Origin of the sequence: Massilia polaris (assembly GCF_012927275.1) — a bacterium.
Classification (GTDB): Bacteria; Pseudomonadota; Gammaproteobacteria; order Burkholderiales; family Burkholderiaceae_D; genus Telluria_A; species Telluria_A polaris.
In genome coordinates this window covers 1-20184 of record NZ_JABBGG010000012.1, presented here as the reverse complement: position 1 = coordinate 20184, position 20184 = coordinate 1, and the positions used below count along the sequence as shown (strand labels likewise).

At 64.7% G+C, this 20184-nt stretch carries 21 protein-coding genes; 16 read left to right on the top strand and 5 right to left on the bottom strand.

Translation table 11 applies throughout. The features are described from left to right. Nucleotides 1-3 precede the first annotated feature (3 nt). The 12 genes from HHL21_RS18215 to HHL21_RS18160 all read left to right on the top strand — a co-directional run bounded on the left by HHL21_RS18215 (nucleotide 4) and on the right by HHL21_RS18160 (nucleotide 9301). A complete protein-coding gene (locus HHL21_RS18215; RefSeq protein WP_169468517.1) occupies nucleotides 4-495 on the top strand; it encodes a MarR family winged helix-turn-helix transcriptional regulator in 492 nt (163 codons plus the stop codon). Nucleotides 496-504: 9 nt separating this feature from the next. Beyond that, nucleotides 505-1359, top strand: a complete 855-nt coding sequence (locus HHL21_RS18210) for an enoyl-CoA hydratase family protein (RefSeq protein WP_169468515.1) — start codon at nucleotides 505-507, stop codon at nucleotides 1357-1359. A gap of 2 nt (nucleotides 1360-1361) precedes the next feature. Next, on the top strand, nucleotides 1362-2537 hold the full coding sequence (locus HHL21_RS18205) for an acyl-CoA dehydrogenase family protein (RefSeq protein WP_169468513.1): 1176 nt from the start codon (nucleotides 1362-1364) through the stop codon (nucleotides 2535-2537). A gap of 8 nt (nucleotides 2538-2545) precedes the next feature. Continuing rightward, the gene (locus HHL21_RS18200; RefSeq protein WP_169468511.1) at nucleotides 2546-2938 is read left to right on the top strand and encodes a RidA family protein; all 393 of its coding nucleotides are present in this window, start codon (nucleotides 2546-2548) and stop codon (nucleotides 2936-2938) included. Between the two features lie 341 nt (nucleotides 2939-3279). Next, nucleotides 3280-3633 carry a ribosome hibernation-promoting factor, HPF/YfiA family gene (gene hpf / locus HHL21_RS18195; protein WP_169468509.1) on the top strand — a complete coding sequence of 118 codons (354 nt, stop codon included), beginning with the start codon at nucleotides 3280-3282 and terminating at the stop codon, nucleotides 3631-3633. Between the two features lie 148 nt (nucleotides 3634-3781). Beyond that, nucleotides 3782-4345, top strand: a complete 564-nt coding sequence (locus HHL21_RS18190; RefSeq protein WP_169468508.1) for an RNA polymerase sigma factor — start codon at nucleotides 3782-3784, stop codon at nucleotides 4343-4345. Beyond that, a complete protein-coding gene (locus HHL21_RS18185) occupies nucleotides 4342-4983 on the top strand; it encodes a hypothetical protein (protein ID WP_169468506.1) in 642 nt (213 codons plus the stop codon). Before HHL21_RS18190 ends, HHL21_RS18185 begins: the two co-directional genes overlap by 4 nt. Before the next feature lie 5 nt (nucleotides 4984-4988). Beyond that, entirely contained in the window at nucleotides 4989-6260 is a 1272-nt protein-coding gene (locus HHL21_RS18180; protein ID WP_229496580.1) for a S8 family peptidase, read from the top strand. Continuing rightward, nucleotides 6221-6946, top strand: a complete 726-nt coding sequence (locus HHL21_RS18175; protein ID WP_169468502.1) for a TorF family putative porin — start codon at nucleotides 6221-6223, stop codon at nucleotides 6944-6946. The genes HHL21_RS18180 and HHL21_RS18175 overlap by 40 nt, the downstream gene beginning before the upstream one ends. A gap of 105 nt (nucleotides 6947-7051) precedes the next feature. Further along, nucleotides 7052-7606 carry a CHRD domain-containing protein gene (locus tag HHL21_RS18170; protein ID WP_169468500.1) on the top strand — a complete coding sequence of 185 codons (555 nt, stop codon included), beginning with the start codon at nucleotides 7052-7054 and terminating at the stop codon, nucleotides 7604-7606. Nucleotides 7607-7717: 111 nt separating this feature from the next. Then, a complete protein-coding gene (locus tag HHL21_RS18165; protein ID WP_169468498.1) occupies nucleotides 7718-8800 on the top strand; it encodes an enoyl-CoA hydratase/isomerase family protein in 1083 nt (360 codons plus the stop codon). Nucleotides 8801-8872: 72 nt separating this feature from the next. Then, nucleotides 8873-9301, top strand: coding sequence for a VOC family protein (locus HHL21_RS18160; RefSeq protein WP_169468496.1), 429 nt, complete (start codon nucleotides 8873-8875; stop codon nucleotides 9299-9301). Between the two features lie 8 nt (nucleotides 9302-9309). Here HHL21_RS18160 and rapZ read toward each other — a convergent pair whose 3' ends face one another. The 5 genes from rapZ to ilvA form a co-directional block, all read right to left on the bottom strand. Continuing rightward, a complete protein-coding gene (gene rapZ, locus HHL21_RS18155; RefSeq protein ID WP_169468494.1) occupies nucleotides 9310-10173 on the bottom strand; it encodes an RNase adapter RapZ in 864 nt (287 codons plus the stop codon). 46 nt (nucleotides 10174-10219) lie between these two features. Beyond that, complete coding sequence (hprK, locus tag HHL21_RS18150) at nucleotides 10220-11155, bottom strand: HPr(Ser) kinase/phosphatase (RefSeq protein WP_169468492.1); 936 nt, start codon at nucleotides 11153-11155, stop codon at nucleotides 10220-10222. A gap of 45 nt (nucleotides 11156-11200) precedes the next feature. Then, entirely contained in the window at nucleotides 11201-11683 is a 483-nt protein-coding gene (locus tag HHL21_RS18145; protein WP_169468490.1) for a PTS sugar transporter subunit IIA, read from the bottom strand. A 269-nt stretch (nucleotides 11684-11952) separates the two neighbouring features. After that, the gene (queF, locus tag HHL21_RS18140) at nucleotides 11953-12783 is read right to left on the bottom strand and encodes an NADPH-dependent 7-cyano-7-deazaguanine reductase QueF (RefSeq protein WP_169468488.1); all 831 of its coding nucleotides are present in this window, start codon (nucleotides 12781-12783) and stop codon (nucleotides 11953-11955) included. Nucleotides 12784-12789: 6 nt separating this feature from the next. Continuing rightward, the gene (ilvA, locus tag HHL21_RS18135) at nucleotides 12790-14322 is read right to left on the bottom strand and encodes a threonine ammonia-lyase, biosynthetic (RefSeq protein ID WP_169468486.1); all 1533 of its coding nucleotides are present in this window, start codon (nucleotides 14320-14322) and stop codon (nucleotides 12790-12792) included. A 172-nt stretch (nucleotides 14323-14494) separates the two neighbouring features. Here ilvA and HHL21_RS18130 point away from each other — a divergent pair, with 172 nt between their 5' ends. From HHL21_RS18130 to HHL21_RS18115, 4 genes are all read left to right on the top strand, one after another. Next, a complete protein-coding gene (locus HHL21_RS18130; protein ID WP_169468484.1) occupies nucleotides 14495-14986 on the top strand; it encodes a YqaA family protein in 492 nt (163 codons plus the stop codon). A 207-nt stretch (nucleotides 14987-15193) separates the two neighbouring features. Continuing rightward, complete coding sequence (locus tag HHL21_RS18125; RefSeq protein WP_169468482.1) at nucleotides 15194-19216, top strand: DUF3683 domain-containing protein; 4023 nt, start codon at nucleotides 15194-15196, stop codon at nucleotides 19214-19216. A gap of 11 nt (nucleotides 19217-19227) precedes the next feature. Then, nucleotides 19228-19647 (top strand): HIT family protein, encoded by a 420-nt coding sequence (locus tag HHL21_RS18120; RefSeq protein ID WP_169468666.1) that lies wholly within the window; start codon nucleotides 19228-19230, stop codon nucleotides 19645-19647. Then, entirely contained in the window at nucleotides 19644-20057 is a 414-nt protein-coding gene (locus HHL21_RS18115; protein WP_169468480.1) for a gamma-butyrobetaine hydroxylase family protein, read from the top strand. The genes HHL21_RS18120 and HHL21_RS18115 overlap by 4 nt, the downstream gene beginning before the upstream one ends. Nucleotides 20058-20184: the final 127 nt, after the last annotated feature.

Sequence of the window (20184 nt, the reverse complement as noted above, 5' to 3'; positions counted from 1 at the left end):
ACCATGAGCGATAAGAGCGAAGCGCCTGTAGTAGACGTCGAAACCCGCCTGACCGACGACCATCACCAGTCGCTCAAGCTGTGGCTGCGCATGCTGTCGTGTACGACGCTGATCGAAACCGAGATCCGCTCGCGCCTGCGCGCGGAGTTCGGCATAACGCTGCCGCGCTTCGACCTGATGGCGCAGCTGGACCGCCATCCCGACGGCCTGCGCATGGGCGAGCTGTCAAAGCGGCTGATGGTCACCGGCGGCAATGTCACCGGCATCACCGACCAGCTTGAGCAGGAGGGACTGGTGGTGCGCGCTCCGGTGCCGGACGACCGCCGCGCCTACAGCGTCATGCTGACGCCTGCGGGCCGCCGTGCCTTCACCAGCATGGCATCGGTGCATGAAGGGTGGATCACGGAATTACTGGATGGCCTGGGCGGGCAGGAAAAGTCCACGCTGATCGCGCTGCTCTCGAAAATGAAGCAGCGCCTGAACGACAACGAATAGGAGAACCGAATGCGATATCTCAGGGGCGAACCCCACCAGCTGCAGGGCTGCGGACTGGCGCTAGCCGATTACAAGCCGCAGCATTTCCTTTTCAGCGTCGACCAGGGCGTCGCTACGATCACGCTGAATCGCCCGGAGCGCAAGAACCCGCTGACGTTCGAATCGTACGCCGAACTGCGCGACGTGTTCCGCTGGCTCGCCTATGCAGACGAAGTCAAGGCGATCGTCGTCACCGGCGCGGGAGAAAACTTCTGCTCGGGCGGCGATGTGCACGAAATTATCGGGCCGCTGACAAAGCTCGACATGCCCGGCCTGCTGGCATTCACCCGCATGACGGGCGACCTGGTGAAGGCCATGCGCGCCTGCCCGCAGCCGATTGTCGCTGCGATCGACGGCATCTGCGCGGGCGCCGGCGCCATCATCGCGCTGTCCTCCGACATCCGCTACGGCACTGCGCGCAGCAAGACCGCCTTCCTGTTCACCCGTGTGGGACTGGCCGGCTGCGACATGGGAGCGTGCGCGCTGCTGCCGCGCGTGATCGGCCAGGGCCGCGCGTCGGAGCTGCTGTACACCGGCCGCAGCCTGGGCGGCGATGAAGCCGAGCGCTGGGGCTTCTACAACCGCCTGTGCGAGCCAGGATCGGTACTGGCCGATGCGCAGGCATTCGCCGCATCGCTGGCCGCCGGCCCGACCTTCGCGCACGGCATGACCAAGAAAATGCTGCAGCAGGAATGGAACATGGGCGTCGACGAAGCCATCGAGGCCGAAGCGCAGGCGCAGGCCATCTGCATGGCGACCAATGACTTCCACCGCGCCTACCACGCCTTCGTGGCCAAGGAAAAACCTCAATTCGAAGGCGACTGAACATGGCCGATACCGATTACCTCAGCTGGCCTTTCCTTGAGCCGCGCCACCGCGAACTGGCGCTGTCGCTGGATGCGTGGGCGGCGCAGAACATCGCGCAAGAGCATGGGCACGATGTCGACGAAGCATGCCGCGCATTGGTGCGCCAGCTGGGCGACGCCGGATGGCTCAGGCACGCAATCGGCGGCGAAGCCTATGGCGCAACCGGCGAAGCTATCGATACCCGCGCCGTTTGCCTGATCCGCGAAACGCTGGCGCGCCACTCCGGCCTGGCCGACTTCGCGTTTGCCATGCAGGGCCTCGGCAGCGGCGCGATCACCTTGTTCGGCAGCGAAGAAAACAAGCGCGACTACCTGACCCGCGTGGGCCGCGGCGATGCGATCGCCGCGTTCGCGCTGTCCGAGCCGGATGCCGGTTCCGACGTGGCGGCGATGGCCTGTTCCGCTGTCCTCGACGGCGACCACTACGTGCTCAATGGCGAAAAGACCTGGATCTCGAACGGCGGCATCGCCGACATGTACGTCGTGTTCGCCCGCACCGGCGAAGCGCCGGGCGCGCGCGGCATCTCGGCCTTCATCGTCGACGCCGGCCTGCCGGGCTTCGAGATCGCCGAGCGCATCGACGTGATCGCGCCGCACCCGCTTGCGCGGCTGCGCTTTACCGCTTGCCGCGTCCCCGCCAGCAAGCGGCTGGGCGAGGCGGGCAAGGGCTTCATGGTCGCGATGGCCACGCTCGACATCTTCCGCACCTCGGTAGCCGCTGCCGCACTTGGCTTTGCACGGCGCGCGCTCGATGAGGCATTGGCGCGCGCCACCTCGCGCAAGATGTTCGGCAAGACGCTGGCCGACTTCCAGCTGACGCAGGCGAAGCTGGCGCAGATGGCGACCGGCATCGACGCGGCCGCGTTGCTGACCTACCGCGCCGCATGGCAGCGCGACCAGGGCAAGCGCGTGACCAAGGAAGCGGCGATGGCCAAGATGAGCGCGACCGAGACCGCGCAGCAGGTCATCGACGCCGCCGTGCAGATGTTCGGCGGCCTTGGCGTCGTCAGCGAGCAGCCGGTCGAACGGCTGTACCGCGAGATCCGCTCGCTGCGCATCTACGAAGGCGCCACCGAAGTGCAGCAGCTGATCATCGCGCGCGAGCTGCTGGCGGAACAGCCCAATCAAACACAGTGAGAGACGCCATGGATTTCCTTCAACCACCAGGCTGGCAGCGTCCGCGCGGCTACGCCAACGGTATCTCGGCCAGCGGCCGCATGGTTTTTGTCAGCGGCATGATCGGCTGGGATGCCGCGTGCCAGTTCCATACCGATGATTTTGCGGGCCAGGTGCGCCAGGCGCTCGAGAATGTCGTCGCCGTACTGGCCGAGGGCGGCGCGAAGCCGGAGCACATCGTGCGCATGACCTGGTACGTGGTCGACAAAAACGAGTACGTCAATGCGTACCCGGAGATCGGCGTGGCCTACCGCGAAACGATCGGACGCCACTTCCCGACCATGAGCGCGGTGCAGGTCGCAGGGCTGGTGGAAGACCGCGCGCGGGTCGAGATCGAGGTCACCGCGGTCGTCCCGGAGTAGCTTGCAGGTGGCGCTGATGGCGCCCCCGTCTCCAATTGCCGTGCACCCCTTGTTTAGATTGGAATAGCTGGTACACTAGGTTTACATGAGGGCATGTTTCTCACGTGCCAACTCATTCTTTTTTAGTATTTAGAAGGAGCCAAACCCCTAGAAATCCATTTTCCGACTGTAAGATTTGCGGACATGCTGGGAAAGGGTTTCGCGATGGCAGATTCCGTGCCCCTTCGCTTGCACTCACTTCATCCCCCATACCCCCGCCAGTCTTTGAAGCTATCGATTCCTCTACGCGATGCATTCGCGCAAGAACCGGAAGTGTTAGCAACGTCATCAAAGGAGTGTGTATGAATCTCACCATCAGTGGTCATCATCTCGAAGTCACCCCCGCCATCCGCGACTACGTCCACACGAAGCTCGAGCGCATCAAGCGCCACTTCGATCAAGTGATCGATATCTCTGTCATCCTCACCGTCGATAATCTCACCGAAAAAGAAAAACGCCAGAAGGCGGAGATTAACCTGCACATGTCGGGTAAGACGGTATTCGTCGAAAGCGTGGCGGCCGACCTGTACGCAGCGATTGATTCATTGATCGACAAACTTGACCGCCAGGTCATGAAATACAAGAACAAACTCCAGGACCATAATCGCGAGGCGATCAAGCGCATACCCGAATCGGAACAGCCGGCCGCGGCCTGAGCATAGCTTCGATTCATGATGAAAGGCGTCCGCGGGCGCCTTTTTTGCGTGTGCGCCTGTGTGCCGCTCGCTGGTGGCATACTTTGACGCGCAATTGAACCATCCAGCGCGCTGGCGGTATTAACGCCAGACAAGGGAGGAATCCGGAATGCACGGCGGCACCGTCGATGCCAGCGATGCCCAGTTGATCAGCGCAGTCGCTGAGGGGGACAAGCACGCCTTCGAATTGCTTTACCACAGCTATTTTCCGCGCCTGACCCGCTTCCTCCAAGGCATGACGCGCAATGCGCAACTGATCGAGGAGATCGTCAACGACACCATGCTGGTGGTCTGGAACAAGGCCTACAGCTTCGACAGGACCTGCAAGCCGTCGACCTGGGTTTTCGCGATTGCGTACCGCACCGCGTGCAAGGCGGTCAGGGCGCTGGACGAACCCGTCGAGGCCGACCCCGGCCTGCTCGAAGCTTGCACCGAAGACGGGCCGGAACACGAGCTCGGCCGGCATCGCCTGCGGCACGCGGTCGGCGCGGCACTGGAGCATTTGCCGGTGGCGCAGGCCACGGTGGTCCGGCTGGCCTACCACCACGACATGGGGTATGCCGACATCGCCGCCGTGCTGGATTGTCCGGTCAACACCGTCAAGACCCGCATGTTCCATGCGCGCCAGCGCCTCAAGGAGTTGTTGGCCGGATATTTGGAGGAAAAGGTATGAATGCCCACGACGCCAAACCTGATCCGGTGTCGCACGAAAGGGCCCAGCAGTTGCTGCCGTGGTTTCCTTCCAGCGTACTGGATGACGCCGAGTTCGCCGGGGTCGAGGCGCATGTTGCGGCGTGCGCCGAATGCCAGGCCGATGTCGCGTGGCAGGCCAGGCTGCGCGCCTCGGCGCCGTCTCCCGACGAGGCGCCGGACGCGGATCGCGCCTTCGCCAGGCTGGTGCCGCGGCTTGGCCCGCAGCCGCGGCATATGTCCGTGCCTGAGCGATGGCACCGCGCGGTCGCCGCCAACAGCGCCTGGCTGCGCTGGACCGCGGCCGCCCAGTTTGCCGTGATCGGCGTGCTGGCTGCGCTGCTTGCGCGGCCCGGCGCGGACATCGGCGACTACCGTGCGCTCGGCAGCGCGCGGCCGGAGCAAGGCGACCTGGTGCTCGTATTCCGGCCGGACACGCCGGAACATGAAATGCGCCGCATCCTCCAGGCCAGCGGCGCCAGGGTGGTGGACGGTCCGGGCGAGACCGGGGCCTGGGTGCTCGCCGTTCCCGCAGGCCAGGCCGGCGGCGCGCTGAGGCGCATCAGGGCCGAACCGTCAGTCACGCTGGCGCAGCCGCTGGCGGCCGGGGGCCAGCGATGAGATCCATGCTCGCAGCCGCCATGCTGGCCCTGTGCGCGGCGCTGCCCGCAGGGGCTGCCGCACAGGTTTCCCCGGCGACCGTGGAAAAGGCTGCCGCAGCGGCGGCGTCGCGCCAGCTGCTGGTCATGCTGCGCCTTCCGCCACAGCACTTCCATCCCGACGCCGCCTACGCCGGCCGCTATCCCGACGATGGCGGCCGCGCGGCCCGCCGCCGCGCCGGGCAGGAACTGGCGCGCAAACACGGATTGAAGCTGGTCGACGACTGGCCGATGCCGGTCATCGGCATCGACTGCTACGTCATGGAGCAGGCCGGCGATGCGCCGCTCGAGCCTGTGCTGGAAGCGCTGGCGCGCGACCCGCGCGTGGCGTGGGCGCAGCCGATGAACACCTACCAGGGCCTGGCTGGCGACGATCCGCTGTATCCCGTGCAGCCGGCGGCAAAGTACTGGAAACTGGCGCAGCTGCACAAGTCCAGCACCGGGCGCGGGGTGCGCGTCGCCGTGATCGACAGCGGCATCGACGCCGGTCATCCCGACCTGGCCGGCCAGGTCCGCCAGCAGCAGGATTTCGTGGGCAGCCCGGCCGCGGCGGAGTTACATGGCACCGCGGTCGCCGGCATCATCGCGGCGCGCGCCGGGAACGGCCTGGGCATTGCCGGGATCGCGCCCGATGCACGCGTGCTGGCCCTGCGCGCGTGCTGGACCGACGTCGCAGGCCTTACCCGCTGCAACAGCTTCACGCTCGGCAAAGCCTTGAACTTCGCGATCACCAATGGGGCCAAGGTCATCAACCTCAGCCTGAGCGGGCCTGCCGACCGCTTGCTGCAAACCCTGCTCGACACCGCCGCCGCGCGCGGCATGGTGGTGGTGGGCGCGGCCGACCCGCAGCGCGCCGACGGCGGGTTTCCGGCATCGTATCCGGGAGTGATCGCGGTGGCCGGCGCGGACCGCGCGCATGCGCCCGCCGGCGCCTTGCTGGCCCCCGGCGCCGGCATCCCCACCACCATGCCGGGAGCGCGCTGGGGCTTCGTGTCGGGTCCGTCGTACGCGGCAGCGCACGTGGCGGGACTGGCCGCGCTGCTGGTGCAACTCGATCCCTCGGCCAACGCGGCCCAGTTGCGCGACACGATACGGACGGCGGCGAACAACGCTGCAGTGCAAGCGTTCCCGGTTGCGCAAGCTGGTAACATCGACGCGTGCGCGACGATCGCGCACGCTACCGGAGCATGCGCCTGTTCATGTCCCTCAATTGCAGCAGTGAAAGCAAGCAGTCCCTAAGCCGCGCCCTGCGCATCGTGGCCGCGGCCGCCTGCCTGCTGGCCGCCAGCGGCGCGCGTGGGCAGTTGAGCGGCAGCGTATCGTTGGCGTCGGAATACAGCGCACGCGGCGTTTCGCTCAGCAATGGTCGCGCCGCTCCGCAGTTCAGCCTGTCTTACGATGGCGCGCAAGGCTGGTTCGCCGGCGCCTCTGCCGCGCCGCGCCTGACACTGGCCGGGCGTTCCGGCGTCACCAAGACGGTGGCGTACGGCGGCTACGCGCGCCGCCTTCGGTCCGGCCTGAGCTGGGAAGCGGGCGCCAGCAGCACCTGGTTCTCGCATGTGTCCGCCTACAATTACCGCGAGCTCTTCCTTGGACTGGCCTCCGACCGGCTGAGCGGCAGGCTGTATCTTGCGCCCGCCTATTACGGCTATGGCGGCCGCGCCGCGTATCTTGAACTGACTGGCTTTCATCCCCTCGGCGAACGGATCAAGCTGGTGGCCCAGGCCGGCATCCTCCATGGCTTGAAGGGACATGCGGCCAGCGCGCGCGACCGGGTCGACATGCGCCTGGCGATCAGCTTCGATTCAGGCCCGTTCAATGTCCAGCTGGCCGTGCTGCGGAGCGCCGGCATTGGTTCCGGCACGGATCGCGCAGCGGATCGCGCAGCGCGCTCGCTTGCCGCCAGCACCTCGTATTCATTCTGATTTTTCGCGCCTGGCCGTGAACCAGCTGCCTCCGGAGCGGTATTAACCGCATGTGACAAGCAGTGTTCACCCGGTACGTCCTTTAATCAGATCGAGAGGCCAGTCATGAAACTTCAGAGCATCACATTCATCCGTATCCTGCCGGCGCTGGTTGTCGCGCTGCTCGCAGCGTGCGGCGGCGGCAGCGACGACGACTACAACGACTTTGCCATGAACCCACCGCCAGCGACGACTCCGCCGCCGACCACGCCGCCACCGACCACGCCGCCGCCAACCACGCCGCCGCCAACCACGCCGCCTCCGGCGTACACCGAGCAGTACGTCGCTACCTTGAACGCCGCCACCGAAGTGCCGCCTAACCCCACCGCGGGTACCGGTACGGGCACGCTCGCGGTCGACCCCGCCACCCGCATGATGACGGCCACGGTCACCACCACCGGCGTGCCGGGCGTGGCGGGGCACATCCACCAGGGAGCCGCTGGTGTCAACGGGCCCATCCAGATCCACCTCGCGGAATCGGCCACCGGCAGCGGCGTCTGGAGCGCCACTGCCCAGCTGACCGATGCGCAGCTGGTCGCGCTGCGTGCAGGCAACCTGTATTTCAACATACACACCGTTGTCTATCCCGACGGGCAGATTCGGGGACAGATCCATCCTTAAGGCTGTAAAGGGCGGTGGCCTGGGTAGCGGCCGCCGCCCGCATCAAGTCATGCTCTGGCAGGTGCGGTTTGTCGATAGAATATCGGTCTGTCCATCCTTTACCTGTCCGTCATGAGCGAATTCGTCCAAACCCGCATCGTCAGCCGCACCGGCGTCATCACCCTCGACCGCCCCAAGGCGCTTAACTCCCTGTCGCTTGGCATGGTGCGCGACCTGGCCGACGTGCTGGAAGCATGGCGCACCGACAGCGCAGTCGACGCGGTGGTCATCCGCAGCAGCAGTGAGAAGGCCCTCTGCGCCGGCGGCGATATCCGTTTCTTCCACGAGGTCGGCCACGCCACGCCGATGGGCGGCAGCGCGCTGCTCGAGGACTTTTTCACCGAGGAATACGCGCTCAATCACCTGATCCATTACTACCCGAAGCCATACGTTTCATTGATGGAAGGCGTCGTGATGGGCGGCGGCATGGGTATCGCGCAGGGCGGGCCCGATAGCGGCATCCGCATCGTCACCGAAGGCACCAAGGTGGCTATGCCGGAGGTGAACATCGGCCTGTTCCCCGATGTCGGCGGCTCGCACTTTTTGTCGCATGTGCCGGGGCAGCTGGGGAATTACCTCGGCTTGACCGGGCTGACGATCGGCGCGGCCGATGCGCTGTATGTCGGGCTGGCTGATTTGTTTGTGCCGCAGGCGCAGATGGCGGCGCTGAAGCAGCTGGTTGAAACGACGCCGGGCAGCGCGCTGCGTGCGGCGATCGAGGCGTTCGCTGCACCGTTCAAGGGGCAGGCGGGCGCGAGTATCCTGGAAGCGAATCGCGCGGGGATCGACAGGCATTTCGGCGCCGGTTCGGTGGCCGCGATCATGGCGTCGCTGGCGACGGATGACGGCGCGTTCTTCCAGAAGGCGCTGGGCGCGATGCGCCAGCGTTCGCCGCTGATGATGTGCGTGACGCACGAGCTGCTGGTGCGCGGCGCGAAGCTCGATGTGGCGGACTGCCTGCGCATGGAGCGCACGCTGGTGCGCCATAACTTCGAGCATGGCGAAGTGCTGGAGGGCGTGCGCGCGCTGGTGATCGACAAGGACAATGCGCCGAAGTGGAATCCGGCGACCATGGACGAAGTGACGCAGGAAATGGTGGAGAAGTTCTTCGCGCCGGTGTGGCCGGCAAAAGCCCATCCGCTGCGGCACCTGTAGGATTTCGTAGGGCGGATGCGCCTTCGGCTTATCCGCCCTACGGTTTACGTCGTTGCTAACAAGGAGGTCGGCATGGAAACTCAGGAACTTCATCGCGGGCGGCTCATCGATCACATCCAGCTGGTTGTGCGCGATCTTCCCGCATCACGCAGGTTTTACGCCGCGGTCTTCAATGTGCTCAGGGTGCCGATGGCCGGCGAGGGGGAAAACTATTTCTGGGCGGACGAGCTGTTCGTCTCGACTGCCGACAGCGAGGCCGCGCAGGGCAAGCTGACCGGCCGCCACCACCTGGCGTTCCAGGCGCAGGACCGGGCGATGGTCGAGGCGTTCTACAAGGCGGCGCTGGAGAACGGCGGCAAGGACAACGGCGCTCCCGGCGAGCGTCCCTACCATCCCGGCTACTACGCGGCCTTCGTGCTGGACCCGGACGGGAACAACATCGAAGCCGTCTTCCACGGCGCAGCGAAGCGCAGCGCGCCGTCGGTCCACATCACGTTCTAAGCCGAACCTTACGACTGCTCGCGGTGCCTCAGCACCACGCGCTCGGTCGGGCTGAAATACGCGGCAAGCCGTTCGGCCATGTACACCGAACGGTGCTGCCCGCCCGTGCATCCAAGCGCCACCGTCAGGTAGCTGCGGTTATCGGTCTTGAACGACGGCAGCCACTTCTCGATGAACACGCGGATATCGTTCAGCAGTTCGGCGGCGCTCGGCTGCGCGTCGAGGAAGGCGATCACCGGCGCGTCCTTGCCCGTCATCGGGCGCAGCGCCAGGTCGTAGTAAGGATTCGGCAGCGCGCGCACGTCGAACACGAAGTCCGCATCGAGCGGCACGCCAAGCTTGAACGCGAACGATTCGAAGAACAGCGTCAGCGGCGCGCGTTCAATCTCCACCAGTTCCTTGATCCACACGCGCAGCTTGTTGGCCGACAGTTCCGAGGTGTCGATCACGTGCCCCAGGTTCTCGATCGCAGACAGGCGCTCGCGTTCTTCAAGGATGCATTCGATCAGCGTGCGGCGCGCGGCGGGGTTCTCGTCCGGCCGCAGCTGGTGCGACAGCGGATGGCTGCGGCGCGTTTCGGAGAAGCGCGCGACCAGCGAATGCGTGTTCGCAGTCAGGAACATGGTCTTGACGTCGTGCCCGTCGTCGGTCAGCCGGCGGACGTTGGCGGGCAGCTCCACCAGCGATTGCGCACTGCGCGCATCGACCGCGACGGCCAGCTTGCTGGTACCGTCGGCGACCAGCGCAGTGACCAGGCTTGGCAGCAGGGCGGGTGGCAGGTTGTCGACGCAGTAGTAGCCGGCGTCTTCAAGAACGTTGAGGGCTACCGATTTGCCGGAGCCGGAAATGCCTGTGATTAGTACGATTCGCATGGGTCGATGATACCGCAATGGCATCGTTTTCGCTCAGCGTCGTGGCTCAGTCGCCGGTCATGGCCTGGCGCTGGCGCTCCATGAATTCCTGCAGCGTGTCGATACCGCGCAACTGGAGGATCGTGTTGCGCACCGCAGCCTCGAGCAGGACCGCGATGTTGCGGCCGGCTGCGACAGGAATCACGACCTTGCGGATCGGCAGGCCCAGCACATCCTCGGTCGGGAAGTTGAACGGCAGGCGCTCGACTTCTTCTTCCGCCGCGCCGCGCCGCACCAGGTGCACGATGAGCTTCAGGCGCATCTTGCGGCGCACCGCGGTCTCGCCGAAGATCGCCTTGATGTCGAGCAGGCCGAGGCCGCGCACTTCGAGCAGGTTTTGCAGCAGCGGCGGGCAGCGCCCTTCGATCATGTTCGGCGCGATGCGCGAGAATTCGACCGCGTCGTCGGCCACCAGGCCGTGGCTGCGCGAGATCAGTTCGAGGCCAAGCTCGCTCTTGCCGAGGCCCGAGTCGCCGGTGATCAGCACGCCGACGCCGAGAACGTCCATGAACACGCCGTGCATGATGATGCGCTGCGCGAGCTTCTTCGACAGGTACACGCGCAGGAAGTCGATCACCTGCGCGGCCGGCAGCGGCGTCGAGAACAGCGGGATGTTCTGCTCGTCGCAGATGGCGAGGATGTCGGGCGGCGTGTCGAGGCCTTGCGCGATGATCAGCGCGGGCGGGCCGCCGCCGATCAGTTCAGCGATGACGTGCGCGCGCGAGCTCGATTTGAGGCGGTGGTAGTAGCCCAGTTCCTGGTGCCCGAACACCTGGATGCGGCCGGGGTGGATCAGGTTCAGGTGGCCGACCTGGTCGGCTGCGGAAGCCACATCGCCCGAGATCAGGCGCTCGCCGCCGGGGAAGCCGGCGAACCAGCCAAGCTCCAAAGACTCGCGGTTGTCGTCGTACAGCCGTTGGATGGTCAGCGGGGTTTGCAGCATGAACGGGTCTTTGTAGTAGGGCGCGTCGCGCCCGGAACGCCAAGTTTAACCCAAGGCCTGCAGGCTGGGTTGCCAGCTGGTGATACGCGCATGGACCGACTTCGGGTCCGGATCGGTCGAGAGGGCGGTGCGGAATGCGTCGTCCGAGAACATCTCGGCGATCTCCGACAAGATTTCCAGGTGCTGCTGGGTGACGTGGTCAGGGATCAGCAGGAAGAACAGCAGGTTGACCGGCTGCCCGTCAGGCGACTCGAACGGAATCGGCTCGGCCAGGCGCACGAACGCGCCCAGCGGCGCCTTGAGGCTCTTGCTGCCCTTGATGCGGCCGTGCGGTACCGCGACGCCGTGCCCAAGGCCGGTCGAACCGAGGCGCTCGCGCGCGAACAGGTTGTCGGACACGGTCGAGCGTGCGATGCCGCAGTTGTTTTCAAAGATCAGCCCGGCCTGCTCGAAGGCGCGCTTCTTGCTGGAAACTTCGAGATCGAGCAGCACGTTTTCGGGCGACAGTATTTTGCTAAGATTGGTCATGACACGGTGTGTAATGTTGCAGTGCACAAAGGTGCTTGCGAGCCAGAATTATAGGCCTGTTTTGCGGCCGTGTAATTCGATTTCGACTTGGCAAACGGCGCATTGCCCAACGCCGGCCAGCCACAAGCATATATGGCGTTGGTTTATTGGGAATCAAGCCCATCTCAGCAGTGCGGAACGCGCTGATGCAGGTGAAGATATTCCCGCTCGGCAACTCGGTCAATGCAGGTAACCGGTGCCGATTGGAAACATTGATGTCGCTCAGACGGTCACTGGCGCGCGTTGCGGAGGTTGGGCGGGCGGGTGGTGCTGAAATTGGCGCGCCAGGGATTGATGTCCAGCCCGCCGCGGCGGGTGTAGCGCGCATACACGGCCAGCTTCTGCGGCGCGCACTGGCGCATGATGTCGACGAAAATCCGTTCGACGCACTGCTCGTGGAATTCGTTATGTTCGCGGAAGCCGATCAGGTATCTGAGCAGGCCTTCCTGGTCGATCTGCGGGCCGACGTAATGAATCTGCACCGTGCCCCAGTCGGGCTGGCCGGTCACCAGGCAGTTCGACTTGAGCAGGTGCGACACCAGGGTCTCGTCGACCGGCGGTTGTCCTTTGACGGCCTTCAGCAGCGCCGGGGACGGCGAGTAGTTATCGACCTCGATGTCAAGGCGGTCCAGCAGCAGGCCGTCCAGCTCGCCCATCTTCAGGCGGCCGAAGTCTTCCTGCATCGTCACCGTCACGCTCACCGGTGCGCCGGCGGCGGCGGAGACGTCTTCGCGCAGCAGTTCGGCCAGCGCGTCCTGGTTGGCAAGGCGGGTCTGGTTGAACGAGTTGAGGTACAGCTTGAACGACTTCGATTCGATGATGTTGGGCGAATCGGCCGGCACCGTGAACGTCGCTATCGCCACCTGCGGCTTGCCGCGCATGTTCAGCCACGACAGCTCGTAGGCGTTCCAGATGTCGACGCCGAAGAACGGCAGCGCGCCGCCGATCTGCAGCTCGTCGCGCTTTTGCTGGCGCGCGATCGGGAACAGCAGCTCGGGTGCGTACTGCGTCTGGTAAGCGGAGGTTTTGCCCAGCGGTGATTGGTCAGCGGTGTTGGTCATTGTCGTTCAAAGGAAAAGCTTGTACACGGGGTTGGCACTCTCGTCCCAGTAACGGTAGCCGAGGGTGGTGAGGAACTGGCGGAATTGGTCCATCTCGCCGGACGGCACCTGCAGGCCGACCAAAATGCGGCCGACGTCGCCGCCCTGGTTGCGGTAGTGGAACAGCGAGATGTTCCAGTTCGGCGCCATGCTGGCGAGGAAGCGCATCAATGCGCCCGGGCGTTCCGGGAATTCGAAACGATACAGCAGCTCGTCGTGCGCGAGGGCGCTCTTGCCGCCGACGAGGTGGCGGATGTGCAGCTTGGCCAGCTCGTCGTGGGTCAGGTCGAGCGTGCGGAAGTCGTGCTGCTCGAAGGTACGCGCCAGCATGCTGGACTCGCCGCGCGCGGCGATCTGGATACCGACGAAAACGTGCGCTTCGCGCTCGTCGCTGACGCGGTAGTTAAATTCGGTGACGTTGCGCGGCCCGACCAGTTCGCAGAAGCGGCGGAAGCTGCCGCGCTGTTCGGGGATCGTCACCGCGAAGACGGCCTCGCGCGCTTCGCCCACTTCGGCGCGTTCGGCGACGAAGCGCAGGCGGTCGAAGTTCATGTTGGCGCCGCAGGCGATCGCCACCAGCGACTCGTTGCGCACCGGGTTCTTCGACATCGCCGAGCGCTCGACGTAGGCCTTGGCGCCGGCAATCGCAAGGGCGCCGGCCGGTTCGAGGATGCTGCGGGTGTCCTGGAACACGTCCTTGATCGCTGCGCAGATGGCGTCGTTGTCGACGATGATGATCTCGTCGACATACTTTTGCGCCAGGCGGAAGGTCTCTTCGCCGACCAGCCGCACGGCGGTGCCGTCCGAGAACAGGCCGACGTCGGACAAGGTCACGCGTTCGCCCGCTTTCAGGCTGCGCGCCATCGCGTCCGAGTCCAGCGTCTGCACGCCGATGATCTTGATGTCGGGGCGGACTTGCTTGACGTAGGCGGCCACGCCGGCAATCAGGCCGCCGCCGCCGATGGCGACGAAAATCGCATGGATCGGGGCGGAGTGCTGGCGCAGGATCTCCATGCCGATGGTGCCCTGGCCGGCGATCACGTCGGGATCGTCGAACGGATGGACGAAGGTCAGCTTCTGTTCTTTCTCCAGCGTCAGCGCGTGGTTGTAGGCGTCGGTGTACGACTCGCCATGCAGCACCACTTCGACATTCGCGCCGCCGCGCGCCTTGACGGCGTCGATCTTCAGCGGCGGGGTGGTGGTCGGCATCACGACCAGTGCACGGCATCCGAGCTTGCAGGCCGACAGGGCGACGCCCTGCGCGTGGTTGCCGGCGGAGGCGCAGATCACGCCGCGCTTCAGCTGCGCCGCGGTCAGGTTGGCCATCTTGTTGTAGGCGCCGCGCAGCTTGAAGCTGAACACGCTCTGCATATCTTCGCGCTTGAAGTAGATGCGGTTGTCGAAGCGCTCCGACAGGGTCGGGGCCAGTTCCAGCGGGGTTTCATCAGCAACGTCATAGACGCGCGCGGTCAGGATTTTTTTAAGATAGTCGATTGTCATGGTCTGCAAACTGTAGATAGGGGATGACGCATTTCGTGGACTGTCCTGATCGGCGTGTGGCCGAAGGCGTGCAGTGCGACAGGCGAGCGCGGGTGGCGGGCTCTGCCTATCGTGTCGTTGCGATAGGTTTTCCTCATTATAATGGACGCTTCCCACGCCGTCTTTTGCCCCCATGATCGAATCCGCAGTTCTCTGGCTGCTCAAAGTGCTGGCCGCGCCTGCGGTCGGCCTCAGTTCGGTCTTCATTATCTCGTTCGTCTCCGCCACGCTGGTGCCGCTCGGCTCCGAGCCGGCCGTGTTCGCGGTCGTCAAGGCCAACCCCGAGATGTTCTGGCCGGCGATCCTGGTCGCCACCCTCGGCAATACGCTGGGCGGGGCGGTCGACTACTTCATCGGCTACCGCGCCAAGGTGGCCTTCGCCAAGGAACGCGAATCGGTCTGGTTCAAATGGCTGGCGCGTTTCGGTCCGAAGGCGATGTTGCTGTCGTGGGTACCCGCCGTCGGCGACCCGCTGTGCACGCTGGGCGGCTGGCTGCACCTGCCGTTCTGGCCGAGCATCGGCTACATGGCGATCGGTAAATTCGGACGCTACCTGACCATGACCGCGCTGCTGTTGTACGTGCCGGACGGGTTCTGGAAACGGCTGGGCCAGATGCTCGCCTGAATATCCGGCTCGATCGGAATCCATGCAAATATCCGGTGCAGCAGCGCCGTTCCGTGCAAATAAGATTTGCACGGAAGGCAATTTTTGCAAATAAATGACGGCTCGGGCCGCTTGTATAGACGTGAAAAACTGGCATCGCCCGGCGTTGTGCAGCGCAATACGCTAAAATGTTCCTCCCTAGGGTCAGTCTGACAAGTCCACAATTACATGAACGCCCCCGCACAAATCCAGGCACTGCTGGCCGAAACGCCGAACGGCCCCGCGACCACCCGCCTTCGCGAAATCCCGTACAACTACACCTCGTTTTCCGATCGCGAAATTGTGATCCGCCTGCTGGGCGAAGAAGCGTGGGATCTGCTCGACACCCTGCGCGGCGCGCGCCAGACCGGGCGCTCCGCCCGCATGCTGTACGAAGTGCTGGGCGATATCTGGGTGGTGCGGCGCAATCCCTACCTGCAGGACGACTTGCTGGACAACCCGACCCGCCGCCAGGAGCTGATCGACGCGCTGCATCACCGCCTGTCGGAAGTCGACAAGCGCCGCCTGACCGTGGACTCGCTCGAAGCGGGCGACGCCGAACTGGCGCGCGCCCGCAGCGCCGCGGTTGAAAAGCTGCTGGCCGCCGCGACCCGCGCGGTCGAAGACTTCGGTAACGAATTCCGCAAGACCTACGACCTGCGCAAGCGCGCCACCAAGGTGCTTGGCCGCTACACCGAAAAACACAACATCCGCTTCGACGGCATCAAGCGCGTGTCGCACGTCACCGACGCCACCGACTGGCGCGTCGAATACCCATTCGTCGTGCTCACGCCGGACACCGAAGACGAAATGGCCGGCCTGGTCAAAGGCTGTATCGAACTTGGCCTGACCATCATCCCGCGCGGCGGCGGCACCGGCTACACCGGCGGCGCGATTCCGCTCACGCCGATGTCGGCCGTGATCAACACCGAAAAACTGATCGCGCTGGGCGAAGTCGAAATGACGATGCTGCCCGGCGTTGAGCGCGAATACGCGACCATCTATTCCGGCGCCGGCGTGGTGACCAAGCGCGTGTCCGACGCCGCCGAACGCGCGGGCTTCGTGTTCGCGGTCGACCCGACGTCGGCAGAAGCTTCCTGCATCGGCGGGAACATCGCCATGAACGCGGGCGGCAAGAAGGCCGTGTTGTGGGGCACCGCGCTCGACAACCTGGCGTCGTGGCGCATGGTCGACCCGAACGGCGACTGGCTCGAAGTGACCCGCATCGACCACAACCTGTCGAAGATCCACGACACGCCGCTGGCGCGCTTCAAGCTGGACTGGACGCATCCGTCCACGCGCGGCTCGGCGAAGGCCGAGCCGTTCAAGACCGAGATCCTGGAAATCGAAGGCCGCCGCTTCCGCAAGGAAGGCCTGGGCAAGGACGTCACCGACAAATTCCTGGCCGGCCTGCCGGGCATCCAGAAAGAAGGCTGCGACGGCCTGATCACGTCCGCGCGCTGGATCCTTCATAAGATGCCGAAGCACACGCGCACTGTCTGCCTGGAGTTCTTCGGCCAGGCGCGCGACGCGATTCCATCGATCGTCGAAATCAAGGACTACCTGGACGGCCTGCCGTCCAAAGGCGGCGAAGCGTTTGCGACGCTGCGCCTGGCCGGCCTGGAACACCTCGACGAGCGCTACCTGCGCGCGGTCGGCTATGCCACCAAATCAAAGCGCGGCGTATTGCCGAAGATGGCGCTGTTCGGCGACATCGTCGGCGACGATGAAAACGCGGTCGCTGTCGCCGCGTCGGAAGTCGTGCGCATCGCGAACACCCGCGTCGGCGAAGGCTTTGTCGCCGTCAGCCCGGAAGCGCGCAAGAAGTTCTGGCTCGACCGCGCCCGCACCGCGGCCATCGCCAAGCACACCAACGCCTTCAAGATCAACGAAGACGTGGTGATCCCGCTGAACCGCATGGGCGAATACACCGACGGCATCGAGCGCATCAATATCGAGCTGTCGATCAAGAACAAGCTGCAGCTGGTCGAGCAGCTGCGTGGCTTCGTCGCCGCCGGCCACCTGCCGGTCGCGAAAGGCGACGACGCTGCGCGCGAGGGTATCGGCGCCGACGAAATGCTGGGCGACCGCCCGCAGCAGGCGCTGGACTTGCTCGATGCGGTGCGCGAGCGCTGGACCTTCGTGCTGGCGAATCTCGACCAGCCGCTCGCCGGCGTCAAGGATCGCCTGCTGGAACTGGGCGTGCAGCAGCAGGCCGACGTCTACGACGCGCGCCTCGCGCAGCAGCCTGGCGCGACGCTGTTCGACGTGGTGCAGGACCGCACCGTGCGCGTCTCATGGAAGCAGGAGCTCCGCGCCGAGCTGCGCCACGTCTTCAACGGCGGCTCGTTCAAGCTGATCCTCGACGAAGTCACCGCGATCCACCAGCGCGTGCTGCGTTCGCGCGTGTTCGTCGCGCTGCACATGCACGCCGGCGACGGCAACGTGCACACCAACCTGCCGGTCAATTCCGACGACTACGCGATGCTGCAGGACGCGCACGAAGCCGTTGGCCGCATCATGAAGCTGGCGCGTTCGCTGGACGGCGTCATCTCCGGCGAGCACGGCATCGGCATCACCAAGCTGGAGTACCTGACCGAAGACGAAATGAAGGACTTCCGCGACTACAAGCTGCGCGTCGACCCGGAAGGCCGCTTCAACAAGGGCAAGCTGCTGAACAACCCGGAATTCAACGCCGACCTGCGCAACGCCTACACGCCGTCGTTCGGCCTGATGGGCCACGAATCGCTGATCATGCAGCAAAGCGATATCGGCGAGATCGCCACCAGCATCAAGGACTGCCTGCGCTGCGGTAAGTGCAAGCCGGTCTGCACCACGCACGTGCCGCGCGCGAACCTGCTGTATTCGCCGCGCGACAAGATCCTCGCGACCTCCGCGCTGATCGAAGCCTTCCTGTACGAAGAGCAGACCCGCCGCGGCGTCTCGATCCGCCACTGGGAAGAGTTCGAGGACGTGGCCGACCACTGCACCGTGTGCCACAAGTGCGTGACGCCGTGCCCGGTCAACATCGACTTTGGCGATGTGTCGATGAACATGCGTAACCTGCTGCGCAAGATGGACAAGAAGAGCTTCAACCCGGCCACCGCGGCCGGCATGTTCTTCCTGAACGCGACCGACCCGACCACCATCAACGCCACCCGCAAGGCGATGATCGACTGGGGCTTCAAGGCGCAGCGCGCCGGTAACAGCCTGCTCAAGAAATTCGCGAAGAAGCAAACGAAGGCGCCGCCGCCAAGTACCGGCAAGCCGCCGGTGCGCGAGCAGGTGATCCACTTCATCAACAAGAAAATGCCCGGCAACCTGCCGAAGAAGACGGCGCGCGCGCTGCTCGACATCGAAGACGACAAGGTCATCCCGATCATCCGTAATCCGAAGAGCACCACCGCCGACACCGAGGCCGTGTTCTACTTCCCGGGCTGCGGGTCGGAGCGATTGTTCTCGCAAGTAGGCCTGGCGACGCAGGCGATGCTGTGGGAAGTGGGCGTGCAGACCGTACTGCCGCCGGGTTACCTGTGCTGCGGCTATCCGCAGCGCGGCGCCGGCCAGTACGACAAGGCCGACAAGATGATGACGGATAACCGCGTGCTGTTCCACCGCATGGCCAACACGCTGAACTACCTCGACATCAAGACGGTGCTGGTTTCGTGCGGCACCTGCTACGACCAGCTTGCGACGTATGAGTTCGAGAAGATATTCCCTGGCTGCCGCATCATGGACATCCACGAATACCTGCTGGAGAAGGGCGTCAGGCTCGAAGGCGTGACCGGTACGCGCTACATGTACCACGAGCCGTGCCACAACCCGATGAAGCTGCAGGATTCGGTCAAGACCGTGAATTCGCTGGTCTCGACCATCGACAACGTCAAGATCGAGAAGAACGACCGCTGCTGCGGCGAGTCGGGCACGTTTGGCGTATCGCGTCCGGACATCGCCACCCAGGTCCGCTTCCGCAAGGAAGACGAGATGGAGAAGGGCGCGGCCAAGCTGCGCACCGACGGCTTCGGCGGCGACGTCAAGATCCTCACCAGCTGCCCATCCTGCCTGCAGGGCCTGTCGCGCTACAATGAAGATTCAGGCACCACGGCGGACTACATCGTGGTCGAAATCGCGCGCCACAAGCTGGGCGAGAACTGGCTGCCCGAGTATGTGGCGCGTGCCAACAACGGCGGCATTGAAAGGGTTCTGGTGTGACTCGGCAGCCGATGCTGTGCGAATTGTGCGAACCGAAGGCCCCGACGGTTTATCGCGACGACAGGCTGTCGGTGATCCTCGTCGACGATGCGGCGTATCCCGGTTTCTGCCGCGTGATCTGGAACGATCATGTGAAGGAGATGAGCGACCTGGCGAACGAGGATCGCCTGTACATCAACGAAGCGGTGTACCAGGTCGAGCTGGCGCTGGTTGGCGTTATGAAGCCCTTTAAGGTGAACCTGGCCAGCCTGGGCAACATGGTTCCGCACCTGCACTGGCACCTGATTCCACGTTACGAAGACGACGCGCAGTTCCCGAGCCCGGTGTGGGCGCCCGCTGTGCGCACCACCGACAAACCTGTACTGGCGGCGCGCCGCGCGCTGCTGCCGCAACTGGCTGCGGATATCGCACGCCGGCTGGAGAAGAAATGACACCTACCGAACTGACCGTACGCCAGAAATCGAAAGTCTTGGATATCGCCTTTGATGACGGCAGCGCGTTCTCGCTGCCGTTCGAACTGCTGCGCGTGTATTCGCCGTCGGCCGAGGTGCGCGGACACGGCACCGGGCAGGAAGTGCTGCAGCTCGGGAAGCGGGAGGTCGGTGTCACGGCGCTGGAGCCGGTGGGGAATTATGCGGTGCAGCCGACATTCACGGACGGGCACAATACCGGCCTGTTCACGTGGGAATATCTGTACAAGCTCGGGAACCAGCAGCAGGCCTTGTGGGCGGATTACATGCAACGCCTGCATGCCGCCGGTTTTGAGGGCGATAGCGGTCGCCAGCCCGGAGCGGCCATCCCAGGCGCCCCGGTTGCAGCGAAAGGCTGCGGCAGCCATTAAGCGTAGGGCAATGGAATGGACTCCTCCACCTACGGCAGCAACTGTGCCAGACTGAAGTGTCGAGCAGACAATTCAATCACAGAGGAGGAGTCCAAATGTATGCTACACGAGTTGGTGTTGATCTTGC

Bases quoted from the DNA above. Each gene is read 5' to 3' on its own strand.
- HHL21_RS18200 (WP_169468511.1), top strand. From the start codon at position 2,546: ATGGATTTCCTTCAACCACCAGGCTGGCAGCGTCCGCGCGGCTACGCC.
- HHL21_RS18115 (WP_169468480.1), top strand. From the start codon at position 19,644: ATGACACCTACCGAACTGACCGTACGCCAGAAATCGAAAGTCTTGGAT.
- HHL21_RS18180 (WP_229496580.1), top strand. From the start codon at position 4,989: ATGCTCGCAGCCGCCATGCTGGCCCTGTGCGCGGCGCTGCCCGCAGGG.
- hprK (WP_169468492.1), bottom strand. From the start codon at position 11,155: ATGCTGCAAACCCCGCTGACCATCCAACGGCTGTACGACGACAACCGC.
- HHL21_RS18215 (WP_169468517.1), top strand. From the start codon at position 4: ATGAGCGATAAGAGCGAAGCGCCTGTAGTAGACGTCGAAACCCGCCTG.
- HHL21_RS18165 (WP_169468498.1), top strand. From the start codon at position 7,718: ATGAGCGAATTCGTCCAAACCCGCATCGTCAGCCGCACCGGCGTCATC.
- HHL21_RS18145 (WP_169468490.1), bottom strand. From the start codon at position 11,683: ATGACCAATCTTAGCAAAATACTGTCGCCCGAAAACGTGCTGCTCGAT.
- rapZ (WP_169468494.1), bottom strand. From the start codon at position 10,173: ATGCGAATCGTACTAATCACAGGCATTTCCGGCTCCGGCAAATCGGTA.
- HHL21_RS18190 (WP_169468508.1), top strand. From the start codon at position 3,782: ATGCACGGCGGCACCGTCGATGCCAGCGATGCCCAGTTGATCAGCGCA.
- ilvA (WP_169468486.1), bottom strand. From the start codon at position 14,322: ATGACAATCGACTATCTTAAAAAAATCCTGACCGCGCGCGTCTATGAC.
- HHL21_RS18160 (WP_169468496.1), top strand. From the start codon at position 8,873: ATGGAAACTCAGGAACTTCATCGCGGGCGGCTCATCGATCACATCCAG.
- HHL21_RS18125 (WP_169468482.1), top strand. From the start codon at position 15,194: ATGAACGCCCCCGCACAAATCCAGGCACTGCTGGCCGAAACGCCGAAC.
- HHL21_RS18170 (WP_169468500.1), top strand. From the start codon at position 7,052: ATGAAACTTCAGAGCATCACATTCATCCGTATCCTGCCGGCGCTGGTT.
- HHL21_RS18120 (WP_169468666.1), top strand. From the start codon at position 19,228: ATGCTGTGCGAATTGTGCGAACCGAAGGCCCCGACGGTTTATCGCGAC.
- HHL21_RS18205 (WP_169468513.1), top strand. From the start codon at position 1,362: ATGGCCGATACCGATTACCTCAGCTGGCCTTTCCTTGAGCCGCGCCAC.
- HHL21_RS18175 (WP_169468502.1), top strand. From the start codon at position 6,221: ATGTCCCTCAATTGCAGCAGTGAAAGCAAGCAGTCCCTAAGCCGCGCC.
- HHL21_RS18185 (WP_169468506.1), top strand. From the start codon at position 4,342: ATGAATGCCCACGACGCCAAACCTGATCCGGTGTCGCACGAAAGGGCC.
- queF (WP_169468488.1), bottom strand. From the start codon at position 12,783: ATGACCAACACCGCTGACCAATCACCGCTGGGCAAAACCTCCGCTTAC.
- HHL21_RS18210 (WP_169468515.1), top strand. From the start codon at position 505: ATGCGATATCTCAGGGGCGAACCCCACCAGCTGCAGGGCTGCGGACTG.
- hpf (WP_169468509.1), top strand. From the start codon at position 3,280: ATGAATCTCACCATCAGTGGTCATCATCTCGAAGTCACCCCCGCCATC.
- HHL21_RS18130 (WP_169468484.1), top strand. From the start codon at position 14,495: ATGATCGAATCCGCAGTTCTCTGGCTGCTCAAAGTGCTGGCCGCGCCT.